At 70.9% G+C, this 26691-nt stretch carries 24 protein-coding genes; 16 read left to right on the top strand and 8 right to left on the bottom strand.

What is annotated here, in order from left to right; all coding sequences use genetic code 11:
* The 3 genes from AB0368_RS36185 to AB0368_RS36175 form a co-directional block, all read right to left on the bottom strand.
* A partial coding sequence (locus AB0368_RS36185; protein WP_366158556.1) for an amino acid adenylation domain-containing protein occupies positions 1-4999 on the bottom strand: 4999 nt, incomplete at its 3' end.
* 273 nt (positions 5000-5272) lie between these two features.
* Positions 5273-5491, bottom strand: a complete 219-nt coding sequence (locus AB0368_RS36180; protein WP_366158555.1) for an MbtH family protein — start codon at positions 5489-5491, stop codon at positions 5273-5275.
* 109 nt (positions 5492-5600) lie between these two features.
* The gene (locus AB0368_RS36175) at positions 5601-6638 is read right to left on the bottom strand and encodes a methyltransferase (RefSeq protein ID WP_366158554.1); all 1038 of its coding nucleotides are present in this window, start codon (positions 6636-6638) and stop codon (positions 5601-5603) included.
* Between the two features lie 509 nt (positions 6639-7147).
* Between AB0368_RS36175 and AB0368_RS36170 the strand changes: the two genes are divergently transcribed.
* On the top strand, positions 7148-8296 hold the full coding sequence (locus AB0368_RS36170) for a glycine amidinotransferase (protein ID WP_366158553.1): 1149 nt from the start codon (positions 7148-7150) through the stop codon (positions 8294-8296).
* Positions 8297-8309: 13 nt separating this feature from the next.
* Here AB0368_RS36170 and dpgD read toward each other — a convergent pair whose 3' ends face one another.
* Positions 8310-9104 (bottom strand): enoyl-CoA-hydratase DpgD, encoded by a 795-nt coding sequence (gene dpgD / locus AB0368_RS36165; RefSeq protein ID WP_366158552.1) that lies wholly within the window; start codon positions 9102-9104, stop codon positions 8310-8312.
* A 40-nt stretch (positions 9105-9144) separates the two neighbouring features.
* On the opposite strand from dpgD, the gene dpgA reads away from it, so the two are divergent.
* The 7 genes from dpgA to AB0368_RS36130 are packed head-to-tail and all read left to right on the top strand — an operon-like array spanning position 9145 to position 16214.
* Entirely contained in the window at positions 9145-10239 is a 1095-nt protein-coding gene (dpgA, locus tag AB0368_RS36160) for a 3,5-dihydroxyphenylacetyl-CoA synthase DpgA (RefSeq protein WP_366158551.1), read from the top strand.
* 24 nt (positions 10240-10263) lie between these two features.
* Positions 10264-10983 (top strand): enoyl-CoA-hydratase DpgB, encoded by a 720-nt coding sequence (gene dpgB, locus AB0368_RS36155; RefSeq protein WP_366158550.1) that lies wholly within the window; start codon positions 10264-10266, stop codon positions 10981-10983.
* Positions 10980-12341: a (3,5-dihydroxyphenyl)acetyl-CoA 1,2-dioxygenase DpgC gene (dpgC, locus tag AB0368_RS36150; RefSeq protein WP_366158549.1), complete on the top strand. Its 1362-nt coding sequence runs from the start codon at positions 10980-10982 to the stop codon at positions 12339-12341. Before dpgB ends, dpgC begins: the two co-directional genes overlap by 4 nt.
* Positions 12338-13633: a PLP-dependent aminotransferase family protein gene (locus AB0368_RS36145; protein WP_366158548.1), complete on the top strand. Its 1296-nt coding sequence runs from the start codon at positions 12338-12340 to the stop codon at positions 13631-13633. The genes dpgC and AB0368_RS36145 overlap by 4 nt, the downstream gene beginning before the upstream one ends.
* Before the next feature lie 3 nt (positions 13634-13636).
* Positions 13637-14827, top strand: coding sequence for a cytochrome P450 (locus AB0368_RS36140; RefSeq protein WP_366158547.1), 1191 nt, complete (start codon positions 13637-13639; stop codon positions 14825-14827).
* 28 nt (positions 14828-14855) lie between these two features.
* On the top strand, positions 14856-15050 hold the full coding sequence (locus AB0368_RS36135) for a ferredoxin (protein ID WP_366158546.1): 195 nt from the start codon (positions 14856-14858) through the stop codon (positions 15048-15050).
* Positions 15051-15068: 18 nt separating this feature from the next.
* Complete coding sequence (locus tag AB0368_RS36130; protein WP_366158545.1) at positions 15069-16214, top strand: glycine amidinotransferase; 1146 nt, start codon at positions 15069-15071, stop codon at positions 16212-16214.
* Positions 16215-16260: 46 nt separating this feature from the next.
* Here the strand turns inward: AB0368_RS36130 and AB0368_RS36125 are convergent, their stop codons facing one another.
* Positions 16261-17502, bottom strand: coding sequence for a S41 family peptidase (locus tag AB0368_RS36125; protein WP_366158544.1), 1242 nt, complete (start codon positions 17500-17502; stop codon positions 16261-16263).
* 121 nt (positions 17503-17623) lie between these two features.
* On the opposite strand from AB0368_RS36125, the gene AB0368_RS36120 reads away from it, so the two are divergent.
* Positions 17624-17818, top strand: coding sequence for a hypothetical protein (locus tag AB0368_RS36120; RefSeq protein ID WP_366158543.1), 195 nt, complete (start codon positions 17624-17626; stop codon positions 17816-17818).
* A gap of 97 nt (positions 17819-17915) precedes the next feature.
* Positions 17916-18740 carry a helix-turn-helix transcriptional regulator gene (locus tag AB0368_RS36115; RefSeq protein ID WP_366158559.1) on the top strand — a complete coding sequence of 275 codons (825 nt, stop codon included), beginning with the start codon at positions 17916-17918 and terminating at the stop codon, positions 18738-18740.
* Between the two features lie 4 nt (positions 18741-18744).
* On the opposite strand, the gene AB0368_RS36110 is transcribed toward AB0368_RS36115, so the two are convergent.
* Both AB0368_RS36110 and AB0368_RS36105 read right to left on the bottom strand, forming a co-directional pair.
* The gene (locus AB0368_RS36110; RefSeq protein WP_366158542.1) at positions 18745-19035 is read right to left on the bottom strand and encodes a delta-60 repeat domain-containing protein; all 291 of its coding nucleotides are present in this window, start codon (positions 19033-19035) and stop codon (positions 18745-18747) included.
* A gap of 124 nt (positions 19036-19159) precedes the next feature.
* Positions 19160-19813, bottom strand: coding sequence for a hypothetical protein (locus AB0368_RS36105; RefSeq protein ID WP_366158541.1), 654 nt, complete (start codon positions 19811-19813; stop codon positions 19160-19162).
* Between the two features lie 37 nt (positions 19814-19850).
* Between AB0368_RS36105 and AB0368_RS36100 the strand changes: the two genes are divergently transcribed.
* The 3 genes from AB0368_RS36100 (at position 19851) to AB0368_RS36090 (ending at position 23986) form a co-directional block, all read left to right on the top strand.
* Entirely contained in the window at positions 19851-20093 is a 243-nt protein-coding gene (locus tag AB0368_RS36100) for a hypothetical protein (protein WP_366158540.1), read from the top strand.
* A 126-nt stretch (positions 20094-20219) separates the two neighbouring features.
* Positions 20220-23027, top strand: a complete 2808-nt coding sequence (locus AB0368_RS36095; protein WP_366158539.1) for a M36 family metallopeptidase — start codon at positions 20220-20222, stop codon at positions 23025-23027.
* Between the two features lie 107 nt (positions 23028-23134).
* Positions 23135-23986 carry a PaaX family transcriptional regulator C-terminal domain-containing protein gene (locus AB0368_RS36090; RefSeq protein ID WP_366158558.1) on the top strand — a complete coding sequence of 284 codons (852 nt, stop codon included), beginning with the start codon at positions 23135-23137 and terminating at the stop codon, positions 23984-23986.
* Here AB0368_RS36090 and AB0368_RS36085 read toward each other — a convergent pair.
* Entirely contained in the window at positions 23976-24389 is a 414-nt protein-coding gene (locus AB0368_RS36085; protein ID WP_366158538.1) for a RidA family protein, read from the bottom strand. The genes AB0368_RS36090 and AB0368_RS36085 overlap by 11 nt on opposite strands.
* Positions 24390-24473: 84 nt before the next feature.
* Between AB0368_RS36085 and AB0368_RS36080 the strand changes: the two genes are divergently transcribed.
* Genes AB0368_RS36080 through AB0368_RS36070 form a run of 3 tightly spaced genes read left to right on the top strand, consistent with a single transcriptional unit; the run spans position 24474 to position 26674 of the window.
* Positions 24474-25295 carry a fumarylacetoacetate hydrolase family protein gene (locus AB0368_RS36080; RefSeq protein WP_366158537.1) on the top strand — a complete coding sequence of 274 codons (822 nt, stop codon included), beginning with the start codon at positions 24474-24476 and terminating at the stop codon, positions 25293-25295.
* A 9-nt stretch (positions 25296-25304) separates the two neighbouring features.
* The gene (locus AB0368_RS36075) at positions 25305-25766 is read left to right on the top strand and encodes a cupin domain-containing protein (RefSeq protein WP_366158536.1); all 462 of its coding nucleotides are present in this window, start codon (positions 25305-25307) and stop codon (positions 25764-25766) included.
* Positions 25763-26674, top strand: coding sequence for an acyl-CoA thioesterase domain-containing protein (locus AB0368_RS36070; RefSeq protein WP_366158535.1), 912 nt, complete (start codon positions 25763-25765; stop codon positions 26672-26674). Before AB0368_RS36075 ends, AB0368_RS36070 begins: the two co-directional genes overlap by 4 nt.
* The last annotated feature ends 17 nt before the right edge of the window (positions 26675-26691 follow it).

Raw genomic sequence — 26691 nt, 5'->3', positions numbered from 1 at the left:
CCAGGCCCGTACCCGCCAAATACAAGTCGCCCACCACACCCGGCGGCACCAGACCCAGCGCATCGTCCAGCACGTACGCCGACATCCCATCCAGCGGCCGGCCGATCGGCGTCGGAGCCGGGACGTCCTCGGCCCGGTACCACGGCGCCGAGGTCGCGAACAACGTCGTCTCGGTGGGGCCGTAGTTGCTGCGCACCAGCAGGCCCGGGCAGTGCTCCAGGGCTCGACGGACCGCGACCGGCGACACGATGTCACCGCCGGTGATGACGACGTGGACGCCGGCGAAGCACTCCGGATACTCCTCGGCCATCACCCGGAACAGGCCGGCGGTGATGTCCACGCCGGTGATGCGCTCCCGCTGCATGAGCCGGGCCAGCCGCTCGACGGTCAGATCCGCCTCCGGGGCGATGACCGCGGTGCCGCCGTGCAGCAACGGGTACCAGAACGAGTACGTCGACGGGTCGAACTCGTACGGCGTGAGCAGCAGCACCCGGTCGTGGTCGCCGGGGGTGAAGAGGGAGTCGCTGACCAGCTCGAACACGTCCTGGTGCGTGATCGCCACGCCCTTGGGACGGCCGGTCGAGCCGGACGTGTACATCACGTAGGCGAGCTGCTCTCGGGCACCGGGAAGGGGGTCGGCCGGCGGCAACGCGCTCACCGCCGGATCGTCGGTGAACACGAGCACGTCCGCGGCGGGCAGGCCGCGCTTCGCCATGGTGGTGTCGGTCAGCAGGATCCGGGCACGGCACTCCTCGACCACGACCTGCATGCGGTCGAGCGGCGACGCGTTGTGCAGGGGCACGTAGTAGGAGCCCGCCTTCAGGATGGCGGTCAGCGCGACCACGAGGTCCACCGTGCGGTCGAGCAGCGTCGCCACCGGCCGCTCCGGGCCCGCGCCGGCGGCGATCAGCCGCTGGGCGAGCCGGTTGGACCGGACGTCGAGCTCGGCGTAGGTGAGGCTGCGGCCGGCGCAGCGCACGGCCACCGCGTCCGGCGTACGCTCCACCTGCCGGCGGAACGCCTCCTGCAGCGACGTCTCCGCGAACTTCCCGCGGTCGGGGGCCGGACCGGCACCCAGGCGGAGCAGGTCGGCGCGCTGCGCGGGGCCGAGGATGTCGATGGCGCCGAGGCGCTGCCCCGGCTCGGCGGTCACGGCCTGCAGCACCCGGACGAGGTGGTCGAACATCCGCCGGACGGAGGCCTCGTCGAACAGATCGGTGGCGAAGCCGACCTGGGCCAGCATCGGCTGCGGGCGCCCGTCCGCCGCGACGGCGGCGCGGATGATCATCGAGAAGTCGAACTTCTCGTTCCGGCGAGCGGTCAGCACCTCGCGCGCCGCGACCCCGGGCAGCTCGAGGACGTCGTCCTCCGCGGCGCCGAGGTCGACCTGGAGCATGACCTGGAACAGCGGGTTCCGCGCCGGCGACCGGGGCGGATTGACCGCCTCGACGATCCGGTCGAACGGCACGTCCTGATGGTTGTACGCCGCCAGACTGCTCTCCCGCACCCGCTCCAGCAACTCGACGAACGTCGGATCACCACTCGTGTCGGTCCGCAAAACCAGCGTGTTGACGAAGAACCCGATCAGGCCGTCGAGCTGCTCATCGCTACGCCCCGCCGCCGGCGTACCGATAGGAATGTCCGTCCCGGCACCCAGCCGAGTCAACACAGTCGCCAACGCCGCATGCGCAACCATCAACATGGTCGTGCCGGTACGCCGGCACAACTCCAGCATCGCCGCGTGCAGCCCGGCATCCAGCTCCACAGTGAAGCCCTGACCGCGTCCGCTGGCCACCGCCGGGCGGGGCCGATCGGTCGGATACTCCAACTCCACCGGCAGATCCGCCAGCGCCGACCGCCAGAACTCCACCTGCGCCTCGATCGGCAGCTGGTGCTGCCACAGCGCGTAGTCGGCGTACTGCACCGGCAATGGCAGCCAGTCCGGGGCTCGGCCTTCGAGACGGGCCCGATAGGCGTGGGCGAGGTCCCGGCGCAGCGGGCCCTCGGACTCACCGTCGCTGCCGCTGTGATGGAACAGCATCATCAGCACGTGATCGTCCGGGCCGGCCTCGACCAGCGTCGCCCGCAACGGCGTCTCGGCCGCAAGGTCGAAGACGTGCCCCGCCAGCCAGTCCAGCACCCCGTCCAGGTCTCCGCCGTCGAGCGCGACCCGGTGCAGGACGACCGGCTCGGCCGGCAGGATCACCTGCACCGGCTGCCCGTCCACCTCCCGCAGCAGGGTCCGCAAGCTCTCGTGCCGCGCGACCACGTCCGACAACGCTGCCTGCAACGCTTCGACATCCAGGCTGCCGGTCAGGCGGTAGCTCACCGGCAGGTTGTAGGTGCTGCTCGCACCCTCCAACCGGTCGATGAACCACAACCGCTGCTGCGCGAACGACATCGGCACCGCACCGGCACGCCGCATCGGCACCAACGCCGGACGGGCGGACTCGGCACCATCCAGGCGGGACGCCAGCTGCGCCACCGTGGGGGCCTGGAAGATCGTGCCGACGGACAGCTCCGCGCCGAAGGTGGTCCGTACCCGCGACACCAGGCGGGTCGCCAGCAGGGAATGTCCACCGAGGTCGAAGAAGCTGTCGTCCACCCCGACCTGCGGCACACCGAGCACGTCGGTGAACAGCTCACAGAGGCGCTCCTCGGCGGGCGTACGCGGCGCACCGCCCACTCCCCCGGCGTAGTCGGGTGCCGGCAGCGCCTTGCGGTCCAGCTTGCCGTTGGACGTGAGCGGCAGCCGCTCGAGCGCCACCACCGCCGACGGCACCATGTACTCCGGCAGCGCCTCCCGGGCATGCCGGTCCAGAGCGGCCCGGTCCAGACCCGCATCGCCCACGACGTACGCCACGAGCCGCGTGTCCCCGGGCCGGTCCTCGCGCGCGAGCACCGCGACCTGGCGCACACCCGGGCAACCGGCCAGCACCGACTCGATCTCCGGCAGCTCGATCCGGAAGCCGCGCACCTTGACCTGGGAGTCCGAGCGACCCAGGTAGTCGAGCAGGCCGTCGCGGGTCCACCGCACCCGGTCACCCGTGCGGTACATCCGCGCGCCGGGCCCGCCGAACGGGTCCGCCACGAACCGCTCGGCGGTCAGGTCCGGCCGGTTCAGGTAGCCGCGCGCCAGGCCCGTACCCGCGAGGTAGAGCTCGCCCACCACACCCGGCGGCACCGGACGCAGCGCGTCGTCCAGCACGTAGGCGGAATTGTTGTCGATCGGCGCGCCGATCGGCGGGGCGCCGGTCACGGGCTCGTGGTCGCTCCACCAGGTGGCATAGACGGTGTCCTCGGTGGGACCGTAGATGTTCATGAGCCGCGACGCGCGGGTGGCGGACTTGATCGATCGAGCCGCGTCGGCGGTCACCCGCTCACCGCAGACGATCACAACGTCCGAAGTGGTCCGGAGCTCACCCTCGGCGGCGAGCGAGGAGAGCACGGACGGAACCCCACTGATGATCGTGGCGTGCGGCGCGTCGGCGGGACGCCGCGCCAGCGCGAGCGCGTCCGGCAGGACCTCCACGGTGCCGCCGCAGATCAGGGGACAGAACAGTTCGAACACAGACACGTCGAAGTTGAGCGACGTCGTGAACAGCACGTGGGCGAGCCCGCTCCGGCCGAACTCCCGGATCCCCCACAGCACCAGGTTCGCCATGTTCAGCTGGGTGATCATGACGCCCTTGGGGCGTCCGGTCGAGCCCGAGGTGTAAATCGTGTACGCCAGGTGGCGCCGGTCGAGCGCGACGGCGCGGTCCGAGTCCGTGGGGTCGCGGTCGGGCTGCGCCGCCAGCTCCGCCGCAGCGCCGGCCGACTGGAGGTCGACCCAGCTCACGCCGGCCGCGCGGCAGGTAACCGCCACCGGCCCGTCCGCACCCGCGCCGATGGCCAGGGCCGGCCGGGCGTCCTCGACCATGTACGCCAGACGATCGACCGGGTACGTCGCGTCCAGCGGCAGGTAGCCGGCGCCCGCCTTGAGCACCGCCAGGGTCGCCGTCACCAGGCGCTCGTCGCGCGGGAGCGAGAGCGCGACCAGGTCGTCCGGGCCGGCCCCGCGCCGGATCAGCAGGTGCGCCAGGCGGTTGGCGCGGCGGTTCAGCTCGGCGTATGTGACCACGACGCCGCCGGCGTGCACGGCGGGCGCGTCCGGGGTCGCGGCCACCTGAGCCTCGAACAGCGCCGCCATCGAGCGCAGGCCGTGCGGCAGTGCGGTCGCGGTGTCGTTCCATCCGGCCGGCACGGCTGCCGGCTCGGCGGCGGCGTCCACCCCGGTCCGCACCGACACGCCGGGGCACTCGGCCAGGATGCGGCGAACGGCGTCGGCCACGTCCGGCCCGGTGCCGGTGATGATCTCGCGCAGGCCGGCCAGGCCGCGCGGCGCCTCCGCGGCGAACACGCGCAGCACGTCGGGCGGGATGATCGCGCAGGTGACCTCCTCCGACCTGATCAGCCCGGCCAGCCGGTCCAGGCCCCGGTCGGCGTCCCCCGCCACGACCACGGTGCCGCCACCGAGCAGGCATGACCAGAGCGCCAGAAGTGCGGCGTCGTCGGCGTGCGGGGCCACGAGCAGGACTCGCTCGTCAGCACCGGGACGGTCACTTTCCTCGCCGGTCTCGTCCGCCATGACGATCGTCTGTACGGGGGGCACACTCCGCGCGGCGACCGTCGAGGTGGTCAGGAGCACCACCGGCCCGGCCTCCTCCGCGATGGCACGCGCCCGACGGGTGCTCAGATCCCTGCGGAGCAGCTCGTAGCGCGACCCGGCCCGAAGCACCGCCAGCAGGCAGACCACGAGGTCGACGCCGGGATCGATGAGCACCAGGACCGCCCGGTCCGCGCCGGCACCCGCAGCGACCAGGCGGCGGGCCAGCCGGTCCGACCGGTCGTCCAGCTCGCGGTAGGTGAGGCCACGGCCGGCCGACCGCACCGCGATCCGGTCCGGCGTCCGGCGCGCCTGCGCCCGGAAGGACTCCTGTACAGGACCCACGATCATTTGGTCATTGCTCCTAGAGATGGTGTCGCCCCTCGGCGGACGCCGTCGCTCTCAGCGGTACAGCTCGAACCGGCCGCCGCCGGGCGGGGGCCGCGGAGGGTGAGGCGTGTCGAACGCCTGCCGGTGCGCCGATGGCGCGGGCGATGATCCCGGAGCCGCCCGGCCATGACGGGCGGCCGGAGCCGGGCGAGAGAGGCGAGTGACGGCCGGTTGCGGTCGGCCGGTCCGGGCTGGTAGCGGCGGCGCGGCCGGCGGGGACCGCGCCGCCGCCGGTCAGCGTGCGTTCTCGAGCTCGGTGACGAGGCTGCGGGGCCGCATGTCGACCCAGTGCTCGTTGATGTACGCGACGCAGGCGGCCCGGTCGGCCACGCCGAACGCCACGGTCCAGCCGTCCGGGGCGGCGGCGAACTCGGGCCACAGCGAGTGCTGGCCCTCGTCGTTCACGAGCACGCGGAAGCCGGCATCGGTGTCATCGAAGGGGTTGGTGGACATCGTTCGGTCCTCACTTGTCGACGGGCAGCACCGTGCCCGGGGCGCCCGGTCCGGTGCGGCGGATGCGGGTTGAGCGCGCGACCGGGCGCTTCACCGGCCGCTCGGGCGTTTACTTGATGCCGACGGTGAGGCCGTGCTCGTACGGCATCCCGGCGACGGTGCGTACGTCGCGGAAGCCGACGCTGCGCAGCCAGTTCTCGTAGTCGCGGGCCGGGTACGCCATGCCCTGGCCACTGGCCAGCACGTTGAAGTAGAGGCCCAGACGGGCGCCGAACAGGCCCTCGGTCTCGTCGTCGGAGACGTTGTAGCCGTACACGAACACCGTGCCGCCGTCGGGCAGCACGTCGTACGCCTTCTTCAGCTGGCCGACGATCCGGTCCTCGTCGAAGATCTCCAGCACGTGGCTGAACAGGACGGCGTCCGAGCCGGTCGGGAAGTCGTCGGCGAAGATGTCCGCCGGATGCAGCCGGACCCGGTCCGGAAGGGCCACAGTGGTCTCGTCGCCGAGCCGGGCCACGCTGGGCATGTCCACGACCGTGCACTGCAGCTCCGGGTGCCGGCTCGCCAGCCGGACCGACGTCGTGCCGTCGCCGCCGCCGATGTCGAGCAGGTGGCGGACGTTCTCGAACTCGGGCCGTTCGACCAGCGCGTCGACCGAGCGGAGGGTGAACGCGCTCATCGCCTTGTGGAAGACCCGCTCCAGGTCCGGGTCGCGGGCCAGCCGCTGGTACAGCGTCGGCTCGTCGCCGGGATACATGTCCAGGGCGGTGTTACGACCGGCCCGCAGCGCCGTCGTCATCTGGGCGAAGGCCGGGTAGTACACCTCTTTCCAGCCGATGAGGATGTGCGACCAGCTGTCGTCGGCGTCGGTGGCCAGCAGCTCCGCGGCGACCGACGAATTGCGGTACGCCCCGGCGGAGCGCTGCAGGAGCCCGGTCGCGCACACCGCCTGCAGCAGAACGCGAAGCTGGTGTGCGGGCACGCCGGTGAACGCCCGTATCTCCTCGAAACCGGAATCCGGCCGCTCGGCCAGGAAGTGAAAGATGCGGAACTCGGCCGCGGTGGTTATCGCATTGAACAAAGCGGGCGCATTCACGAGCAGGTTGAACTGCTCGCGGATTTTATCGTCGCCGCGCAACGACTCCATTATTCGTCCATCTCCCCGTGTTGAATGCCTGTTTAGCTGTTCGGCACCACGTGGACTCAACCGCATGTGGACGGTGCCGACAAGGCCGGTCCAATATGACATAGGTCACACCTTGGCGGTGCATCAGAGCGGTCGATTGATGGCAAAAGGGGAGGTGAACGCGGTCGCGACAGGCCGGCGGGTGCACGGCGGGCCCCTCTGGGCCGGAATCGACCTTGACCGATGACGACAGTCGCCGCCGGGGATCGAGGCACTCCTGATCCTCTTGTGCCACCACGCGTTCGCGGCATCCTCCACAACGGACTTCGCAGACCGGGCCGCCGGGACATCGGACGATCGTCCACTGCCGACCCGCGCGGTTCGATGAGCATTGCGGATCGCGGCAGGCATGTGCTTCGATGTGGACGCCGTCGGGGCAGGACCCCCTCGCGGGACGGGCCGGGTCCACGGCGGCGCACATTTCGGAAGGCGGCGGATCCGGGATCCGCTATTCCGACAACGGGGGAAATATGCATCTGAATAGCTGGGATGAATGGTCACCTCTACGGGAGGTGATCGTCGGTTCCGCGCGCAACTATCTGTCGCACGAACGGGAACTGTCGTTCGACCTGTTCTTCCACGACAACATCGTCAACGACAACGAGTTCCGGACCGAGTGGTACTACCCACGACTGGCGGTCCGCGACGACACGACGCCGCGCGCCGTGCCGATCAAGCAGCGGTACGTCGACGAGCTGAACGAGGACCTCGACGGCATCGCGGGGGCCCTGCGGTCCCTGTCCGTCACGGTGCTGCGACCCATGGACGTGCACGAGTCCACCACCCGCGTGAGCACGCCGGCGTGGTCCGCCCCGGTCGTCCCGCCGCTGAACGTCCGCGACAACACGCTGATCGTCGGCGACGAGATCATCGAGACGCCGCCGATGATCCGCTCGCGCTACTTCGAGACGCAGCTGCTGAAACCGGTCTTCCAGGAGTACTTCCGCCGCGGGGCGCGATGGACGGTCATGCCACGGCCGTTCATGACCGACGCGTCGTTCGACCTCTCCTACGTCCGCGACGCCTCCGCCGGAGGACCGACCGAGGTCATCGAGGCACCGGAGCCGTCGCCGTACGACGTGGGCCACGAGATGATGTTCGACGCCGCGCAGTGCCTGCGGCTCGGCCGCGACATCGTCGCGAACGTCTCGACGGCCAACCACGCGCTCGCCTGTGACTGGCTCGAACGTCACCTCGAGGGCCGGGTCCGGATCCATCGCGTGCACCGGCTGAGCGACAGCCACATCGACAGCATGGTTCTGGCGCTGCGGCCCGGCACGCTGCTGGTGCGCTCCCCCGCGGTGCTCGAGCTGCTGCCCGAGGCACTGCGGAAGTGGGACATCATCGTGCCGCCGGTCCCGCAGAACGACAACTTCCCCCGGTACGCCGACGACGACCTGGTGCTCACCAGCAGGTTCATCGACCTGAACGTGCTGTCCGTCGACCCCGACACGGTGCTCGTGAACGAGGCCTGCCCAGAGCTCATCCGGGAGCTGGAGGCGCACAAGTTCACCGTCGTGCCGGTCCGCCACCGCCACCGACGGCTGTTCGGCGGCGGCTTCCACTGCTTCACGCTCGACACGGTGCGCGACGGTGGTCCCGAGAACTACCTGGACTGACGGTGGCGACGACTCAGCGCGCCTCCCACCGCGGCTCCCGCTTCTCGGCGAAGGCCGCCGGGCCTTCACGCGCATCCCGGCTGTGCATGCGGCGCTCCTCCCACACGTACCGCTCGGCGAATGCGGACTCGAGCGGCAGGTGGGCGGACCTGCTCACCACCTCCTTGACCGCCCGTACGGCCAGCGGCGCGCACCGGAGCACGTCGGCCACCCACCGCTCGGCGCAGTCGTCGAGCTCGGCCGCCGGCACCACCTCGTTCACCAGGCCGAGGTCGAACGCCCGGTGGGCGTCCATCGGGCGTCCGGTGAGCAGGAAGCCCATCGCCGCCTTCACCGGGATCTGGCGGGTCAGCCGGAACACGCCGCCGGCCCCGGCCACCAGGCCCAGCTTGGCCTCGGGCAGCGCGAACGTCGCGTCGCTCGAGGCCACCACGATGTCGCACGCCAGCGCCAGCTCGAAGCCACCGCCCAGGGCGTACCCCCGGACCTTGGCGATCACGGGCTTGCACATCCCGAAGCGCTCCGTGAGCCGAGGAAAGCCGGGCCTGCCCCGGCTGCCGAAGGTGGCGGGCGCGGCCTCTCCGGTGCGGGTCCGGGCGGCCAGCTCCTTGAGGTCCTGACCCACGGAGAAGGCCCGGTCGCCGGCGCCGGTGAGGACGGCGACCCACACGTCGTCGTCGGCCTCCACGTCGTCCCAGACCTCGCCGAGCTCCTCGTGCATCCGCAGGTCCATCGCGTTGAGGACCTCGGGGCGGTCCAGGGTGATGCGGGCTACGTGCCCGGCCTTGGTGTAGCGGACTCTCGACACGCGACGATCTTAATTCATGCAAATATCGGGAGAAATAACGATGCAGGTCGAGGAAGAGCAGCGCTCCCGCAGCGGGCCGGCCCTCCTGCGCGACACGCGCATCATCGGTGTGGGCACCGCCGTGCCGGGCACCTCGTACGCCCAGCGGGAGGTGCTCGACGAGTTCGCCATCTCCGACCCGAAGGTGCGGTCGGTCTTCCTCAACAGCGCCATCGAGCGCCGCGGACTGGTCCTGCCGCCCAAGCAGCCGGACGGCACCTATCGCATCGAGACCCAGGGCGAGCTGCTACGCAAGCACACCGAGCAGGGCATGGCGATGGCCCGCGACGCCATCGCGGCGTCCCTGACCGACGCGGGCGCCGGCCTGGCCGACGTGGGATACCTGTGCTGCGTCACCACCACGGGCTTCCTCACCCCCGGCTTCTCGGCGCTGCTCATCAGGGACCTGGGGATCGACCGGCACTGTTCACGGCTCGACGTGGTGGGCATGGGCTGCAACGCCGGCCTCAACGGCCTGACCGCGGTCGCCTCCTGGGCCAACTCGCACCCCGGCCGGCTGGCGCTGATGGTGTGCATCGAGGTGTGTTCCGCGGCGTACGTCATCGACGGGACGATGCGGACGTCGGTGGTCAACAGCCTGTTCGGCGACGGGGCCGCGGCGGTGTGCGTACGGGCTGGCGAGGAGCCCGCGGCCGGTCCGGAGGTGCTGCGCTTCTCCAGCTGCATCATCACCGACGCGGTCCACGCCATGCGCTACGACTGGGACGACGAGCAGGGCAAGTTCAGCTTCTTCCTCGACCCCGAGGTGCCCTATGTGGTCGGTGCGAACGCGGAGGTGGCCCTCGGGCGCCTGCTCGAGGGCACCGGCGTACGCCGCAACGACATCACGCACTGGATCGTCCACTCCGGCGGCAAGAAGGTCATCGACTCGGTACGGGCGAACCTCACGCTGAGCCGCCACGACGTCCGGCACACCACCGGCGTGCTGCGCGACCACGGCAACGTGTCGAGCGGCTCGTTCCTCTTCTCCCTCGAGCGGCTGCGCGCCGAGAGGTGCACGCACCCCGGCGAGTACGGGGTCCTCATGACGATGGGCCCCGGCTCGACCATCGAGATGGCCCTCGTCCGCTGGTAACGACAACGAATGGAGCGTCAGGCCATGACCACGAACGTCGATCTCGCGCCGGACACCGACGGACTGTCGCTGATCCTCGACATCGACTGCGCGCGTTCCCTGCGCGAGCTGACCGAGATGATCAACGGCCTCTGCGCGCGGGTCGAGTCGCGCGTGGATCGCACGGTGACCGTCCTGCGGCTGCGCGGTACGCCCGCGTCCGGCCGCGAATGGCCCGGTGACGTCCGGGTGCCTGAGGTCAACCGCTGGGAGCGGGCGATCCGGCGGCTGGAGCGGCTCGACGCGGTCAACATCGCCGTGGCCACCGGCGCCTGCGGTGGCCCCGCCCTGGACATCCTGCTCGCGGCGGACCTGCGTATCGCCGGCAGCGACCTGCAGCTGATGCTGCCGGTCAACGACGGCCACTTCTGGCCCGGCATGTCGATGTACCGGCTGGTGCAGCACCTCGGCGTGGCCCGGGCCCGGCAGATCGTCCTGTGGGGCATCGACGTCCCGGTGGCGAAGGCCACCGAACTCGGCCTGGTGGACCAGGTCTACGACGACGTCGACGAGGCCGTTCACACCGCCACGGTGCTCACCGGCCGCATCTCCGACCGCGAGCTGGCGGTGCGCCGCCAGCTCCTGCTCGAGGCCGGCTCGGTGGAGTTCGACGAGGCGCTGGGCACCCACCTCGCCGCCTGCGACCGCGAGCTGCGCCGGCTGCGCGCGGCATCCGGCGCCGTTCCGGAAGACGGACAACCATGACCGCCGCGCCGTCACTCGGCTCCCCGCCGGCCCGGCCGGATTTCGCCGGCCCGGCGAGCGACGACCTCGACGGCGACGCGGCGCGGCTGGCCGCGTACGTCGCGGACCTCGAGAAGCGGCTGGCCCGCCTGCCCCGCCGGCCGGAGCGCGACGAGGCGGACCGGCGGGCCGCGGACGCCCTGCTGGCCGACGCCCGGGCCGCGCGCCGGGCGTTCCTGGCGGGGCACGCCGAGGGCGTGTACGACGAGCTGACCGACGCACGGACCCGCCACCTGCGCCTGAGTGACCTGGTCCTCGCCGCGGCGGAGCGCTTCCCCGGTCTCGTGCCCGACCAGGCGGCGATGGCCGGCGAGCTGTCTCTCATCCAGGCCCAGCGCGAGGGCCGCGAGATCGACCAGGGCATCTTCTGCGCCGCCGTGCTGCGATCGCCGTCCGCGGGCACCCACCTGATCGACGCGATGCTGCGGCCCACCGGGCGGGCGATCCAGCTGCGGCAGGAGTTCCGGCGCACCGGCCGGATCCGGCTGTCCTCGGTGGAGGTGGAGCGCCGGGACGGGACCGCGCACGTGACCTTCCACAACGGCGGGGCGCTCAACGCCGAGGACGGCCGGCTCGTCGCGGACCTCGAGACGGCGGTCGACCTGGTCCTGCTCGACGATCAGGTCCGCGTGGGCGTGCTGCGCGGCGGCCCGGTGGACCATCCCCGGTACGCCGGCCGGCGGGTGTTCAGCGCCGGCATCAACCTCAAGGACCTGCGCAACGGCCGGATCTCGTTCGTCGCGTTCCTGATGGAGCGGGAGCTCGGGCCCATCAACAAGATCGTCCGGGGGCTGCTGACGGATCCCGCCGCGGCGGCCTGGTCCGACCGTACGGTGCAGAAGCCGTGGATCGGCGCGGTGGACTCGTTCGCCATCGGCGGCGGGATGCAGCTGCTGCTGGTCATGGACCGGGTCGTCGCGGAGACCGGGTCCTACTTCAGCCTGCCCGCGGCCGAGGAGGGCATCGTGCCGGGGCTCGGCAACCTGCGCCTGGCCCGCGCGGCCGGCAGCCGGCTGGCGCGACGGATCATCCTCGGCGGTGAGCGCCTCGACGCCGGTGCGCCCGAGTCCTCGACCGTATGCGACGAGGTGGTGGCGCCGGCCGAGATGCAGGCCGCGATCGAGCGGGCCGCGGCCGACCTGTCCGCACCGGCCGTCGTGGCCAACCGGCGGATGCTCACCCTCGCCGAGGAACCGCTCGACCATTACCGGGAATACCTGGCGGAGTTCGCGGTGGCGCAGTCCGTACGCGCGTACAGCGACGACGTGCTGGACAAGGTGGAACGCCGCTGGCAGCGGTCCGTGGCGGAAGGCGCGTGACCGTGGCCGACGCGCTGATGACCGACCTGCACGGCTCGCTGCAGGATCCCCTCCTCGGGTCCATCGGCTTCCTCAACGAGGTGATGGAGCGGTATCCGCAGGCGATCTCCTTCGCGCCCGGGGCCCCGCACCCCGAGTTCTACGACGGTGTCGACCCGGCGCGCCACATCGAGCGCTGGCTCGGCCACCTCGAGTCCGGCCGCGGCCTGTCCCGCAGCGCCGCGCGGCGGCGGCTGTTCGAGTACGGCCCCAGCCGCGGGCTGATCAACGACCTGGTGGCCGGCCTGCTGCGCCGCGACGAGGGCATCGACGCCGCGCCGGAGTCGCTGGTCATCACGGTCGGCGCGCAGGAGGCGATGCTGCTCGTCCTGCGCGCCCTGTACCCGCCGGGCGGCGACGTCCTCGCCGTGGCGGACCCGTCCTTCGTCGGCCTGCTAGGCGCGGCCCGGCTCCTGGACATCCCGGTCGTCGGCATCGACGAGACCGAGGACGGCCCGGACCTCGCCGCGCTCGCCGAGGCGTGCGTCGCGGCCCGGCGGGACGGGCGGCGCGTGCGTGCCTGCTACGTCGCCCCGGACTTCGCCAACCCGGGCGGGTCCCGCATGTCCCTGGCGGCGCGGCACCGGTTGCTCGAACTCGCCGCGCGGCACGACTTCCTCGTGCTGGAGGACAACACGTACGGATTCACCGCGGCGCCGGGTGACCGGCGTCCGGTGCTGAAGGCGCTCGACCGGTCCCGGCGGGTGGTCCATATCGGCACCTTCGCCAAGGTGTGCTTCCCGGGCGCCCGGGTGGGCTTCGTCCTGGCCGACCAGCTGGTCGCCGATCCGGCGGGCGGGCACCGGCTGCTCGCCGACGACCTCGCCGCCCTGAAGAGCATGGTCACCGTCAACACGCCGCCGCTGAGCCAGGCCGTGATCGGCGGGATCCTGCTGGAGAACGGCGGCTCCCTCGCGGCGTCGGGCCGGCTGCGGGCGGCGCGGTACCAGCGCAACCTCGACCGGCTGCTGGACGGGCTCAGCCGCACGCTCGGCCCGGCCGGCCGGCCCGGCGTCCGCTGGAACCGGCCGGGCGGCGGCTTCTTCGTGCGCGTCGAGGTGCCCGTACCCGTGACCACCGAGCTGCTGGAACTGTCGGCGGCCAAGTTCGGGGTGCTGTGGACGCCGATGGCGCAGTTCTACCTGAACGGAGGCGGCGCTCGCCGGCTGCGGTTGTCCTGCAGCTACCTCGACGCCGACCACATCGATGAGGGCGTGGCCCGGCTTGCCGCGTTCCTCAAGGAAGGGTTCTGAGTGATGTCCAGCGACCTCGCGCCGCATCCGGTCGGCCGGCCCAACCCGTTCGATCCGCCGCCGGACCTGGCCCGCTACCGCGAGACCGAGCCGATCCGCCGGATGGTCTACCCGGACGGCCACGTCGGCTGGCTCGTCACCAGCCACGGCCTGGCGCGCGCCATGCTCAGCGATCCCCGCTTCAGCGCCCGCTCCGAGTTCAAGCGTCCGCCGGTGTCCCGGCCGGGCGCCGATCCCTTCTACGGCGCGCCCGCCCTGCCCGGCTGGCTGGTCGACATGGACGCGCCGGAGCACACCCGGATCCGCCAGCGCCTCGCCGGCAAGTTCACCGCCCGCCGGATGAAGGACCTGCGGCCGCGCATCGACGTGATCGTCCACGAGCTGCTCACCGCCATGGAGCGCCGGAAGCCGCCCGTCGACCTCGTCGAGGCCTTCGCGTTGCCGGTTCCGTCGATCATGATCTGCGAGATGCTCGGCGTACCGTACGCGGACCGCGCCGAGTTCCAGCGCAACAGCGAGACGCTCTTCAGCCTCGACGTGACCGCCACAGAGGCCTCGGCCGCGATGGACCGGCTCTACGAGCTGCTGCGGGCCCTGCCCGGCCGGGCCGGCGACCGAGACGGGCTGCTCGCCATGCTCGCCGACGACGGCACCCTCGACGCGGACGAGATCGCCGGGGTGGGGGTGCTGCTGCTCACCGCCGGTCACGAGTCCACCTCCAGCTCGCTGGCGCTCAGCACGTTCGCCCTGCTGTCCCATCCGGACCAGCGGGCGAAGCTGGTGGCCGACCCCGAGCTGACCGACAACGCGGTGGAGGAGCTGCTGCGCTATCTCTCGGTCTTCCATTTCGGCGTTCCGCGTACGCCGCTCGAGGACGTCGAGTTCGGGGGGCGCCTGCTCAAGGCGGGCGAGTCCATCACCGTGTCCCTGCCGTCGGCGAACCGCGACCCGGACTGGTTCGCCGACCAGCCCGACCGGCTCGACATCGAACGGCGGACCACCGGTCACCTCGCCTTCGGGTACGGCATCCACCAGTGCCTGGGCCAGAACCTGGTCCGGATGGAGATGCGTGCCGCACTTCCCGCCCTGTTCCGGCGGTTCCCCACGCTCGCGCTCGCCGTGCCGGCCGAGGAGGTGCCGCTGTCCACCGACATGAGCGTCTACGGCGTCCACCGACTGCCGGTGACCTGGTGACACCGCGCAACCCCCGGAGGGAACCAGCATGCAGGTAACCGTCGACGCGGACCGCTGTATCGGCTCGGGCCAGTGCGCCCTCGCGGTGCCGGAGGTCTTCGACCAGGACGAGGACGGCGTGGTGGTGCTCCGCACGGACACCGCCCCGCCCGGCCTCCACGAAGAGGTACGGGACGCCGCGAGCAGGTGCCCGGTCAGCGCCATCACCCCATCCGGCGAATAGACAGGAGATCCCATACCCATGCGCCTCAACAGCTACGACGACTTCACGCCGCTCAAGGAGGTCGTACTCGGTTCGGCCACGAGCTACCTGGAGCGCCTGAACGACCTCTCGTTCGACATGTTCATCAGCGACAACCTGACCGGCGCCCGCGGCTACTACCCGAGCATCACCGACTGGCGGCCCGGCGAGGACCGCAGCCGCCGCAACGAGCCGGACCGGATGGCGCTCAAGGAACGGTTCCTGAACGAACTGATCCAGGACGTCGAGGGACTGAGCACCCAGCTCGTCCAGCTGGGCGTGACGGTGCACCGGCCGATGGCCCTCGACCCCGCGCACAGCGACGCCACCGCACCCGGCTGGTCCGCCCCGATCACGCCGCCGCTGAACGTCCGCGACAACACGCTGATCCTCGGCGACGAGATCATCGAGACCCCGCCGACCCTGCGCGCGCGCTACTTCGAGACCCAGTTCCTCAAGCCCATCTTCATGGACTACTTCCGCCAGGGCGCGCGCTGGACCACGATGCCCCGCCCGATGATGACGGACGCCTCGTTCGACCCGGAGAACCTGCCCAACGCGGCACCCAACATCGAGGCCCCGGACAACCCCCGGCCCTCCCCGTACGACGTGGGCGTCGAAATCATGATCGACGGCGCCAACTGCCTCCGGCTCGGCCGCGACCTGATCGTGAACATCTCCAACGCCAACCACGCCCTGGCCTGCGACTGGCTGGAGCGCCACCTCGAGGGCCGGTTCCGGGTGCACCGGATGCACCGCCTGACGCAGAGCCACATCGACAGCGTCGTCATCCCGCTGCGTCCGGGCACCCTGCTCATCCGCTCCGAGCGGGTCCTCGACTTCCTCCCGGAGAAGCTGCGGCACTGGGACACCATCGTGTCCCCGACACCGGAGATCCACGACTACCCGCAGTACGAGGCCGACAACCCGATCCCGGCCAGCCCGTACATCGACCTGAACCTGCTGTCGATCGACGAGAACACCGTCCTGGTGAACGACGCGTGCAAGACGCTCATCCGGACCCTCGAAGAGCACCGGTTCACGGTGGTCCCGGTCCAGCACCGCCACCGCCGCCTCTTCGGCGGCGGCTTCCACTGCTTCACCCTCGACACCGTGCGCACGGGCGGTGCCGAGGACTACCTGTAGCCGGGCCGCACGTGCGTGCCGCCGCCGGCACGCACGTGCACCCGGGTCAGCCCTCGGTCCGCCGATACTCCAGCGGCTGCGCTCCCGGTCCGGGATAGAGCAGCATCCGGCCCGGCTCGAACCGTACGCGCAGCCGACCGTTGCCCCGCGCGCCGTACAACCCGTCGTCGCTCAACGGATCCAGGCAGAAGTCGTGCCGCCCGGGCCGCAGCAACCACAGCCGCCCGTCCTTGAGCACCACATCGGCCGGCCCGTAGAACCCCGCATGAGAAGCAAGCGTCGCCTCGTCGGGCGGCGCCGGCGGACTGCGGCGCGCCTCGACCGCGACCCGGGCCCACAGGTATTCGGCCCGCAGCTCCTCGCTCGGCGCCCCCGCGGCCAGCCGCTCCAACGCCAACGCGTGCGCCACGTCGAGCGCCTCGCCCGCCGGGGCCTCGACCGTGGGCGTCACCCCCGTACCCTCCCAGCTCGTGCCCGTCACCGGATGCACCGGACGGCCGTAGGAAACACTGAGCACGAACTCGGACCCCACCGGCAGCCGCTCATTGACGTGCGCGGCCCCGGCCGTGGTCTCGCCCACGACCTCGCCCAGCCCGAACTCCCGCACGTGATAGGCGAAGGCCTCGCCGGCCGAGTACGTGTGCCCGTCGATCAACACGTACAGCGGCATGCCGACGAGCCTCCCCGCCGGCAATGACGTCAGGGAACGGTCCTCAGTCTCGGATCCCGCCTCGACGAACGTCATCACCGGCACATCCGGTTCCAGGAAATGACTCACCAGATACTGCACCGCGAGCGGCTCTCCACCGACGTTCCCCCGCAGGTCGATCACCACGGCATCGGCATCACGCAGGAACCGCACCGCACTGTCATAGGCCACATCGGTCGAGCCGGGCACCCAGTCGAAGTCGGTGATCCGCAGATACCGGACGTTGCCTTCCAGCAGCCGCTGCTCGACGAGCCCGTAGTGGATGCGCCTGACCGCCTCCAGCGCGGCCTCGTCGAGCTGCCCCGGCCGCCGCCCCGGCGCCCGCAGCGCCGCGTTGGCCGCCGGATCGAAGCGCACCCCGAGATGCTTGTCCCGCGAGGTCTCGCGCAGATCCGATCCCACGATCTCGGCGAACAACGCCGGCTCCCCGACGTCGTACCGGCGCGCCCGCGCCCCCGCCTCGAGCCGCTCGACGATGCCGGGCACAGCCCCGGGCATCACGTAGCGTTCGCGGAGCAGCTCAGCAATATCGCGGAGGGTCGCATCCCGCCTTACGTCATCAAACCGGTCATCAGACACCGGGTGATGGTAAGCGACCGAGGAAACGCTGAGCGGCGTTCCGCCTCGGCCCGCGTGCACGTGCATGCACAAGTGCATCGTCACTTGCATGGATGATGGAGGGCCCGGCACGATACGCCGCGTGACGAGGCCGAGAGACCAGCGCCGCGACCGCCTTTCCCCCGGGCACACCGCCGCGCTCCTGATCATTGTGGACGGGCTGATGGTGGCGGTGTTCATCGCGGCAGCACTGCTGGATCAGCCGGCGGTGGCCACGATCGCCGGAACCGCCTGCGTGAGCGTGTCCCTTCGCACAGCCAGGCATCTGCGCCCCTGAGGCCGGACCCGACCATCCATTCCCCATCGGAGACAAAGTGCTCACCACCCGTACGCCACGGCCCGGCACCAAGGGCCGGCCGGATCACGCGCACGCGATGCTCGGACGTCAGCTCCGTGTACTGCGAGAATCCAGAGACGTCAGCCGGGAGACCGCCGGCCGCCACATCGGCGGATCACCGTCGAAGATCAGCCGCATGGAGTCCGGGCACACGGGTGTCAAGGAGACCGACCTCGAGCGCCTCCTCACGCTGTACGGGGTGACGGACGCCCGGGAGCGCCGCGCGATGCTGGAGCTGACCTGCCACCTCAACAACCGGCAGTGGTGGTACGCCTACTCCGACATCCTGCGCGGCTGGTTCTGCTCGTACCTCGTCCTGGAATCCATCGCCGAGTACATCCGCACGTACGAGGTGCGTTTCATCCCGGGCCTGCTGCAGACGCGCGCCTATGCCGACGCCGTCGTGAGGTTGCACTACACCGACGAGACGGAGATCGGCCGACGGGTCGACGCCCGGATGCACCGCCAGCGCAAGCTGCTCACCCAGGGCCGGCCGAGACTGTGGGCAGTCGTGGACGAGGCGGCGCTCTACGAGCACATCGCTGACCCGGCCATCATGCGCGAACAGATCAACTTCCTGCTCCACGCGGCGACGTTGCCCCAGGTGCACCTCCAGGTCCTGCCGTCCGGCGCCGCCGGACGCGTCGGCATCGGAGACTCGTTCTCCATGCTGCGTCTGCGCATGAGCTGCCTCTCCGACGTGGTCTACCTGGAACACATCGGCAGCGCCTACTTCCTCGAGAACCCGGACGACCTGGACCCCTACAAGATCGCTATGAACCGGCTCAGCATCGCCGCCACCAAGCCGAGCGATGCCGTGACCGCGCTCGAACGCGCGCGTGACCACTACCGGAGCCACTGAAGGGCTACGGTAGGTAACCGGCCAGGCCGAAGTCGGCGTCGCCACCCGCGGAGCCGGTCTCGCCCGCGACGACGATGCGGCCACCCGGCTGCACCGCCATGGCGTTGATCTCGTCGCGGCCGCCGTCGCCGGCGAAGTCGGTCCAGACGCTGCCGTCGCTGCCGAACGACGTGTCCGCCGTACCATCCTGGCGATACCTCACCAGCGTGAAGTCGGTGTCCCAGCCGAAGGGCGGCTTGCCCGGCACCGCCGCCATGCCGCCCACCACGATCCCGCCGTCCGATTGGACGACCACCGCCTCGGCGCGTCCCCGGTTCGGCGTGCTGGCCGTCGCACGTCTGCCACGCCCGCTCCACCTGGGCGCTGGGAGACGAGTGCTGTCACCGCACGTGCGGCGGCTGGAGCCGGGACGTCTGACGTCAAAAGGCCTGCACCACGAGAAAGGCGTCCTCGTATTCCTTCCGGTCGTCGCTGCCTTCCGGATAAGCGGTCTCCAGCGTGCGCAGCGCCTGGCGTGCGTCTCCCATCACCAGATGCCCGGCCGCGACGAGGAGCGGATACCTGCCGGCACCATAGGGAGATACTCCGTTGTCGACCCATTCCCGCCATTTCGTCTCGGTGAAGGCCGCGACGCTGGTCCGCTGGTCCAAGAAGGGCACCAACGCCTCCGTCAGATAGCGCTCGATCTCCGGAGCGAACGCCGCGAGCCGCTCGGCCGAGTCGAACAGCATCATCGGTGATTCGGGGGCGATCAGATCCAGAAGTCCCATTTCCACGACACCGGACTTGCCGAAACCACCAACGTTTCTCCCGAGCATCTGCGCGGCGACTTTCGCGATCGCGGGGAAAGCGACCGAACACCGGGGCGACAGATGGAAGGAGTCCCGCGCGTGAGGCGGTCTTACGATGAGATCCAGATGGATGCGCTGACGACCGCCGTCGGCGACCTTGCGCGCGAAGACCGTGGAGTTGGCCGCCCGGCGGAAGCCTCCGCGGTCGGACAACGCCGCATCCCACCGGCCTGCGGCCACATCGCGGAGCCAGCCGGTGGCCGTTGCTCGATCGATCTTCATCGGAGACCCCGCCTCTGGCTGCGAGCTGACTCGCGAGATGGTAGCGACCCCGTACTCGCCGCCGGCGAAGGGCCGGGCCACCCGGCCATGGGGCGAACAGACCGCACGCTCGTCCGCGGACAACGTCGCCAAGGCATTCGACCGGGACGTTGACAACCCGGTCGTCGATGCCGTCCAGGCGGTCGCCGAGGCCCGCGGCGTACCGATGGCTCAAGTGGCCCTGGCCCGGGTGTTGTCCAAGCCGGTGGTCTCCTGCCCGCAGGAGAACTACTGGTGGTGACGACGCAGGGGGCGGACTGCCGTCGGGTCGTGATCAACACTGACCGATAGATCCGTTGATTTAGATCGTTCGCTTTGCCAGGCTGACCGGGTGAAGACGTACACAAGACGTACCCTCGCCATAGGCGTGACTCTGGCCGTGGCAATCATGCCGGGTGCAGTCACCGCCACCTCCGCGTCGGCTGCCCCGGCACCCCCGTCGGCAGCACCGCATCCGGACCGGACCGCGGCGGACACCGCGGCTCCGGAGAACTACGACGCGCGGCATGATCCCGCGCTCACCGGCCCGCTCCAGCAAAGGGCGGCGATGCTCGCCGCGAAGCCGCCGGCGTCGCTGCGCGGCATGCGTGCGGAGCTGGGTGACCAGGGCATCGTCGACCTGGACCCGCTGACCGGCACGCCGCGGCAGGTGGCGAAGCTCGACGGCTTCCTCACCGGGCCGTCGCGGAAGCCGGCCGTGCAGGTCGCCCGCGCCTACCTCAAGGCACATGCCGATCTGTTCGGCGTCGACCCGGCGACGCTGCGACTGCGTCGCGACTATGTGGATATCGCCGGCACCCACCACCTGAGCTTCCTGCAGCGGGTCGGGTCCGTGCCGGTGTTCGGCAACGGCATCCGGGCCGACGTCGCCCGCAACGGCGAGCTGATCCAGATGACCGGCTCACCGGTGCGGCAGGTGCCGGCCGAGCTGGCCGGAGCCGAGCTGACCGGCAAGCAGGCGTTGGACACGGCCCGCCAGGACGCGCGGGAGGCCCGGTCGACGACCAGGGACAAGGCTCAGCTGGTCGCCTTCCCGACCCCCTCGGGCCTGCGCCTGGGGTATCAGACCCTGACCATGCAGTCCGGCTACCTGCACGTCGTCGACGCGCGAACCGGCCGCATCCTCTACCGGCAGAGCCTCACGCAGAAGGACGCCGGCCCGGACGCTCTGGTCTGGGACAACTACCCCGGTGCCCCCGCCGGCGGTAAGCAGCGGCGGGTCTCGCTGCGCAAGTGGGTGTCCCCGTACGCGACGACCCTCACCGGCAACTCGTCGCACGTGTTCACCGACCTGAACGACAACAACCTGGCCGACGCCGGCGAGGAGGTCGGTCCGAGCTCGCCGGGTCACTTCCGGTATCCGATGAAGGACTACACGCAGCAGGTCGGCGGCCTGTGCTCGGCCCAGTTCCGGTGCACCTGGGATCCGAAGACGCCGTTCTCGTGGCAGGCGAACCGTGCCATGGACGCCACCCAGGCCCTGTACTTCACCTCGGTCTTCCACGATCACCTGCGGGCCGCGCCGATCGGGTTCACTCGTGCCGCGGGCAACTTCGAGACCCGCGACGGCGACCCGGTGCAGGTCAACGACCTGGACGGGGCGAACACCGCCAACGGCCTGCCGGACGATGCCCACGTCGACAACGCCAACATGTCGACCCCGCCGGACGGGACCGCGCCGACGATGCAGCTGTACCTGCAGCCGGCGGCGAACTCGACGCCGGAGGAGGACCCGTACGTGCCGTCCGACACCGGCAACGAGGCGTCCTCGGTCTACCACGAGTACACCCACGGGCTGTCCAACCGGCTCGTCGTCGACGCGGCGGGTGTATCCACCCTCAACGGCCCGCACTCCGGGGCGATGGGAGAGGCGTGGAGCGACTGGTACGCGTACGACTACCTGCAGAACGCCGGCCTGGAGAAGGACACCCGCAAGCCCGGTGAACTGGTGGTCTTCGAGTACTCCACGGCCGGGGCGAACACGATCCGTACGCAGCCGCTGGACTGCACGGTGGGCGCCTCCGCCACGGTGTGCCCGGGCACGCCGACGGCAGGTCCGGGCGGCTACACGTTCGGCGACTTCGGCCACATCTCGCGCCGCGGGCCCGAGGTGCACGCCGACGGTGAGATCTGGGCGCAGACCCTGTGGGACCTGCGCGCCGCGCTCGGTTCCAAGCTGTCCGAGTCGCTGGTGACCCGGGCGATGGAGCTCTCCCCCGCCGACCCGTCGTTCCTGGACATGCGCAACGCGATCCTGATCGCCGACCGGGTGGTGGCCGGTGGCCGGCACCAGAAGGACATCTGGAAGACCTTCGCGCACCGCGGCATGGGCTTCTTCGCCGCCGTGGTGGACGGCTCGGACACCGCGCCGGTGGAGGACTTCTCGCTACCGCCCACGCGGCACTCGGCGAAGAGCTCCGTCTCCGGCACGGTCACCGAGCGGGACAGCGGACGGCCGGCGGCCGGGGTCGCGATCACCTTCGGCGGGCACAGCTCGGGCTTCGCCGGTTCCTACGCCGCTGTCTCCGACGCCAAGGGCCACTACCGGATCAAGAACGTCTTCGTCGGTACGTACCAGAAGGTCGCGGCCGGTGGAGCCGGGTTCGACCGGCAGGTCAAGACCGTCAAGGTGACCAGGACGCCGACCACCGTCAACTGGACCGTCCGCCGGGACTGGGCCGCGTCGCAGGGCGGCGCCCAGCCGACCGACTTCAACGGCGTGGACAACAGCAGCTTCGGCTGCGGTCCGGCGCAGGCGATCGACATGTCGCAGGGCACCGGCTGGAGCACCGACGCGGTCATCACCAGCGGTACGGCGATCGAGCCCCGGTTCATCACCATCCAGCTGCCGGCGAAGATCACCGTGTCGTCGGTCGAGATCAACCCCACCGGCAACTGCGGCGACGATCCGAGCGCGTCGACCGGCGACTACCGGGTGGAGACGTCGCCCGACGGGACCGCCTGGACCGTGGCGGCCACCGGCCACTTCGGGCCGGCCAACCGGGACAAGATGAATCCGGTGAGCCTGACCGCCGGCACCGCGGGCGTGCAGTTCGTGCGCTACACGATGCTCGGCACGCAGGTGGCCGACGACGGCGGCACCTGCCCGAGCCAGGCCGGCGGCTGCGCCTTCGTCGACACGGTCGAGGTCGGCGTCTTCGGCGCCGCTGCCTGACCGGACGTTCTCGTCGTGGACGGTCGGTGTCGATCGCCCACGACGGGGCCGGTTTGCCAGGGGCCGCCACAGCGGCGACCGACGGCCCCTATCGTGTCCTCGTGACGATGGTGAACGGAGCGACCGAGGACGCGGAGCCCAGATCGACGCGGCCCCGCGCCTTCATCGTCACGATCTACGGGCTGTACGCGCGTGAGGCCGGCGGTTGGATCAGCGTCTCCGCGCTGATCCAGCTGATGGAGCGCCTCAGGATCGACGCCTCGTCGGCACGCTCGGCGATCTCCCGGCTGAAGCGGCGCGGGCTGCTGGAGGCGCGCAAGGTGGGCGCCTCGGCCGGATACAGCCTGTCCGAGCAGGCCCGGGGCATCCTGGACGAGGGTGACCAGCGCATCTTCGGCCGGCAGCGGGCCGAGCTGGCGGACGGGTGGCTGCTCGCGGTCTTCAGCGTTCCCGAGTCCCAACGTCAGCAGCGGCACGTGCTGCGCTCGCGGCTGAGCTGGCTGGGGTTCGGCACGGTGGCCTCGGGGGTGTGGATCGCACCCCGTCATCTGCGCCAGGAGACCCGCGAGGTGCTGGAGCGCTACGAGCTGTCGGCGTACGTGGACCTGTTCGACGCCGACTATCTGGCCTTCGGGGACGTCGCCGAGCTGGCGGGCCGCTGGTGGGACCTGGACGGGCTGCAGCAGCTCTACGGCGAGTTCCTGGACTCGTTCGATCCGGTCTCGGCGCGCTGGGAGCGCGGCGACGCGGGTGGCGACGCGGAGGCGTTCGACGACTACGTCCGGGCGCTGACCGCGTGGCGGCGGCTCCCCTTCCTGGACCCGGGACTGCCGCCGGAGCTGCTGCCGCGCGACTGGAACGGGGTCCGCGCGGCCGCCCTGTTCGACGAGCTGAAAGACAGACTCACCGAGCCCGCGCATCGTTTCGCCGGCTCGGTGATGGGCGACGTCACGACCTGACGAGCCGCTCCTCGGGGATGACGGCGACGCCCAGGATCTCGATCATCGCCTCCGGCTGCCACAGCGCGGTGCAGCCGATGCCGGCCATGGCCGGATAGACCGGCCCGGCGAGCTCACGCCAGACCTTGCCGATCTCTTTGCCGTGCGCCTGGTAGTCGGGGATGTCGGTGAGGTAGATCGTGACGTTGACCAGGTCCTCCGGCCGCCCGCCCGCCGCCCGCAGCGTGGTGAGGACGTTGCCGAAGGCCTGACGGAACTGCTCGACGATCCCGCCTTCGACGATCTTCATGTCCTTGTCCAGGGCGGTCTGGCCGCCCAGGTACAGCGTGGTGCCGACCAGGGTGCCGTGCGAGTAGCCGCTGGGAGTCGGCAGCGCGGCGGGATTGACAGGAATGGGGGTCATCGGGCCTCCGTCAGCTCTAGACTATTGACTTTAGCTGACGGGCGTGAAAAAAACTGCATACCCGGGCCGAGAGGAGTGCGACGCATGAGGCTCGCGACGCTGATCGGGCCGGACGGCCGTACGACGGCCGCGGCGGACCCGGGCGACGGCTGGCGACGGCTGCCCGCACCGCACCTCTCCGCCTACCTCGACGAGTTCCCCGGCCGGGCCGTGACCGATCTGATCGGTGAGCCGGTGCGGCCGACCGGCATGGCGCTGCCACTTCCCTCGCCGCGCAAGGTGATCTGCTGCGGCCTGAACTACGCCGACCACATCCTCGAGACCGGCCGTGAGCTGCCCACCCATCCGACCCTCTTCGCCAAGTACGCCGACACGCTGACCGGGCCGACCGACGACATCGAACTTCCACCCGGCCTGCAGGTGGACTGGGAGGCCGAACTGGCCGTGGTGATCGGCGCGGAGATCCACGGCGGCGGCCGGGCCGAGGCGGAGGCGGCCATCCGGGGTTACACGGTCGCCAACGACGTGTCGGTCCGGGACTGGCAGAAGCGGACCCTGCAGTGGTTCCAGGGCAAGGCGTGGGACCGGAGCACGCCGATCGGCCCGGTCGTCGTCACCGCCGACGAGATCGATCCGGTCGCGGGCGTCGAGGTCGTCTGCCGGGTCGACGGCGTGGAACGCCAGCGGGGCGACACGAGCTCGCTGGTCTTCGACGCCGCCGCGCTGGTCGTGTACACGTCGGCCTTCACCCGCCTGCGCCCCGGCGACCTGATCCTGACCGGCACGCCCGGCGGCGTCGGTATGGGGATGACGCCTCCGGCCTTCCTCGCCGACGATGCTGTGCTGGAAACCGAGATCACCGGGATCGGCACCCTGCGTAACCGGATCGTCTTCCACAAGGACTAGGAGTCGAGCATGCAGCCGACCGACAATTCGATGTACGCCACCGAGGGCGGCCTGGTCGTGCCGGTGGTCACCCGGGGAGGACTCGAGTCCGGCCTGACCGGTCAGTCGTCGGGCGCCACGCGCATCGCGGGCGTGAGCCCCCAGCACACGCCGGCGCGACGCCTCTGGTTCGGCAAGGTCAGCAACGAACCCGGTTTCCGGTCGGTCCCCCACCACCACGGCGAGGCCGAGACCGGCGGATTCGTCCTGTCCGGTCGCGCGCGCATCTACTTCGGAGTGAAGTTCCAGGACTACATCGACATGGAGGAGGGCGACTGGGTCTTCGTCCCGCCCTTCATGCCGCACGTCGAATGCAACCTCGACCGCAACCGGCCCCTCACGTGGATGACCACGCGGACGCCCGACAACATCGTCGTCAACCTCGACGACGTCGCGGACGAGGCGCTGATCGACTGGAGCGAGCGCCCGTGACCGCGACCTCGGCGACGTTCACGTCCGCCATCACGCTGAAGGCGACCGAGCCGCAGCACTACGACGTGGCCTTCACCGCGGTCACCCAGCCCTGCCCGTGGCCGAAGGCGTACGGCGGCGACCTGGTGGCGGCGGCCGCCGCGGCCGCCATGCGGACGGTGCCCGAGGGGGCGGACGACGGCAAGACGCTGCACTCGATGCACTCCTACTTCATGCGGCCGGCCGACATCGGGGCCGAGGTCCGCTACGAGGTGGAGGTGCTGCGCGACGGCCGCGGCTACGGGACCCGGCAGGTCCGCGCCTTCCAGTCCGGAAAACCGGTGTACGTGGCCCTCGCCTCCTTCGCCAAGGGAGAGCCCGGCGGGGCCTTCGCCGTACGGCCCCCCGAGGTCCCCGGCCCCGAGACGCTGCCCACCTCGGCGGAGTACCTCGCCCCGCGCGACGGCGGGACGATGACCGAGGAGTCGAAGGCGTACTGGAGCGACGGGCGCAGCTTCGACATGCGGCACCTTCCCGGGCCGGTCTACCTGACCGTCGACGGGGAGCGGGCGCCGTACCAGGCCGTGTGGGTCAAGCCGTACGACACCCTGCGGCCGGTCGAGGGCCTGACCCGTACCCAGCGCGACCTGGCGGCGCTGGCCTACGTCTGCGACTACACCATCCTCGAACCCGTGCTGCGCGTGCTCGACCTGCCCTGGGCCAGGCCCGGGCTGGTCACCGCGAGCCTGGACCACGCGATGTGGTTCCACCGCGCCCCGGGCGAGGGCGTACTCGACGATTGGCTGCTCTACGCGCAGCAGGCGGGGTCGGCCGGGTCCGGGCGCGGACTCGGCCAGGGCTGCTTCTTCACCCGCGACGGTGGACACCTGGCGACGGTCGTGCAGGAAGGCATGATCCGCGCGTCCTGACCCCCTGGAAAGGACCC

It is taken from the genome of Actinoplanes sp. NPDC051475 (assembly GCF_040689425.1).
GTDB lineage: Bacteria > Actinomycetota > Actinomycetes > Mycobacteriales > Micromonosporaceae > Actinoplanes.
The sequence above is the reverse complement of the archived record's forward strand: the minus strand, read 5'-3'. Positions and strand labels throughout refer to the sequence as shown.

Bases quoted from the DNA above. Each gene is read 5' to 3' on its own strand.
- AB0368_RS36180 (WP_366158555.1), bottom strand. From the start codon at position 5,491: ATGTCCACCAACCCCTTCGATGACACCGATGCCGGCTTCCGCGTGCTC.
- AB0368_RS36175 (WP_366158554.1), bottom strand. From the start codon at position 6,638: ATGGAGTCGTTGCGCGGCGACGATAAAATCCGCGAGCAGTTCAACCTG.
- AB0368_RS36170 (WP_366158553.1), top strand. From the start codon at position 7,148: ATGCATCTGAATAGCTGGGATGAATGGTCACCTCTACGGGAGGTGATC.
- dpgA (WP_366158551.1), top strand. From the start codon at position 9,145: ATGCAGGTCGAGGAAGAGCAGCGCTCCCGCAGCGGGCCGGCCCTCCTG.
- dpgB (WP_366158550.1), top strand. From the start codon at position 10,264: ATGACCACGAACGTCGATCTCGCGCCGGACACCGACGGACTGTCGCTG.
- dpgC (WP_366158549.1), top strand. From the start codon at position 10,980: ATGACCGCCGCGCCGTCACTCGGCTCCCCGCCGGCCCGGCCGGATTTC.
- AB0368_RS36140 (WP_366158547.1), top strand. From the start codon at position 13,637: ATGTCCAGCGACCTCGCGCCGCATCCGGTCGGCCGGCCCAACCCGTTC.
- AB0368_RS36135 (WP_366158546.1), top strand. From the start codon at position 14,856: ATGCAGGTAACCGTCGACGCGGACCGCTGTATCGGCTCGGGCCAGTGC.
- AB0368_RS36130 (WP_366158545.1), top strand. From the start codon at position 15,069: ATGCGCCTCAACAGCTACGACGACTTCACGCCGCTCAAGGAGGTCGTA.
- AB0368_RS36115 (WP_366158559.1), top strand. From the start codon at position 17,916: ATGCTCGGACGTCAGCTCCGTGTACTGCGAGAATCCAGAGACGTCAGC.
- AB0368_RS36105 (WP_366158541.1), bottom strand. From the start codon at position 19,813: ATGAAGATCGATCGAGCAACGGCCACCGGCTGGCTCCGCGATGTGGCC.
- AB0368_RS36100 (WP_366158540.1), top strand. From the start codon at position 19,851: ATGGTAGCGACCCCGTACTCGCCGCCGGCGAAGGGCCGGGCCACCCGG.
- AB0368_RS36090 (WP_366158558.1), top strand. From the start codon at position 23,135: ATGGTGAACGGAGCGACCGAGGACGCGGAGCCCAGATCGACGCGGCCC.
- AB0368_RS36085 (WP_366158538.1), bottom strand. From the start codon at position 24,389: ATGACCCCCATTCCTGTCAATCCCGCCGCGCTGCCGACTCCCAGCGGC.
- AB0368_RS36080 (WP_366158537.1), top strand. From the start codon at position 24,474: ATGAGGCTCGCGACGCTGATCGGGCCGGACGGCCGTACGACGGCCGCG.
- AB0368_RS36075 (WP_366158536.1), top strand. From the start codon at position 25,305: ATGCAGCCGACCGACAATTCGATGTACGCCACCGAGGGCGGCCTGGTC.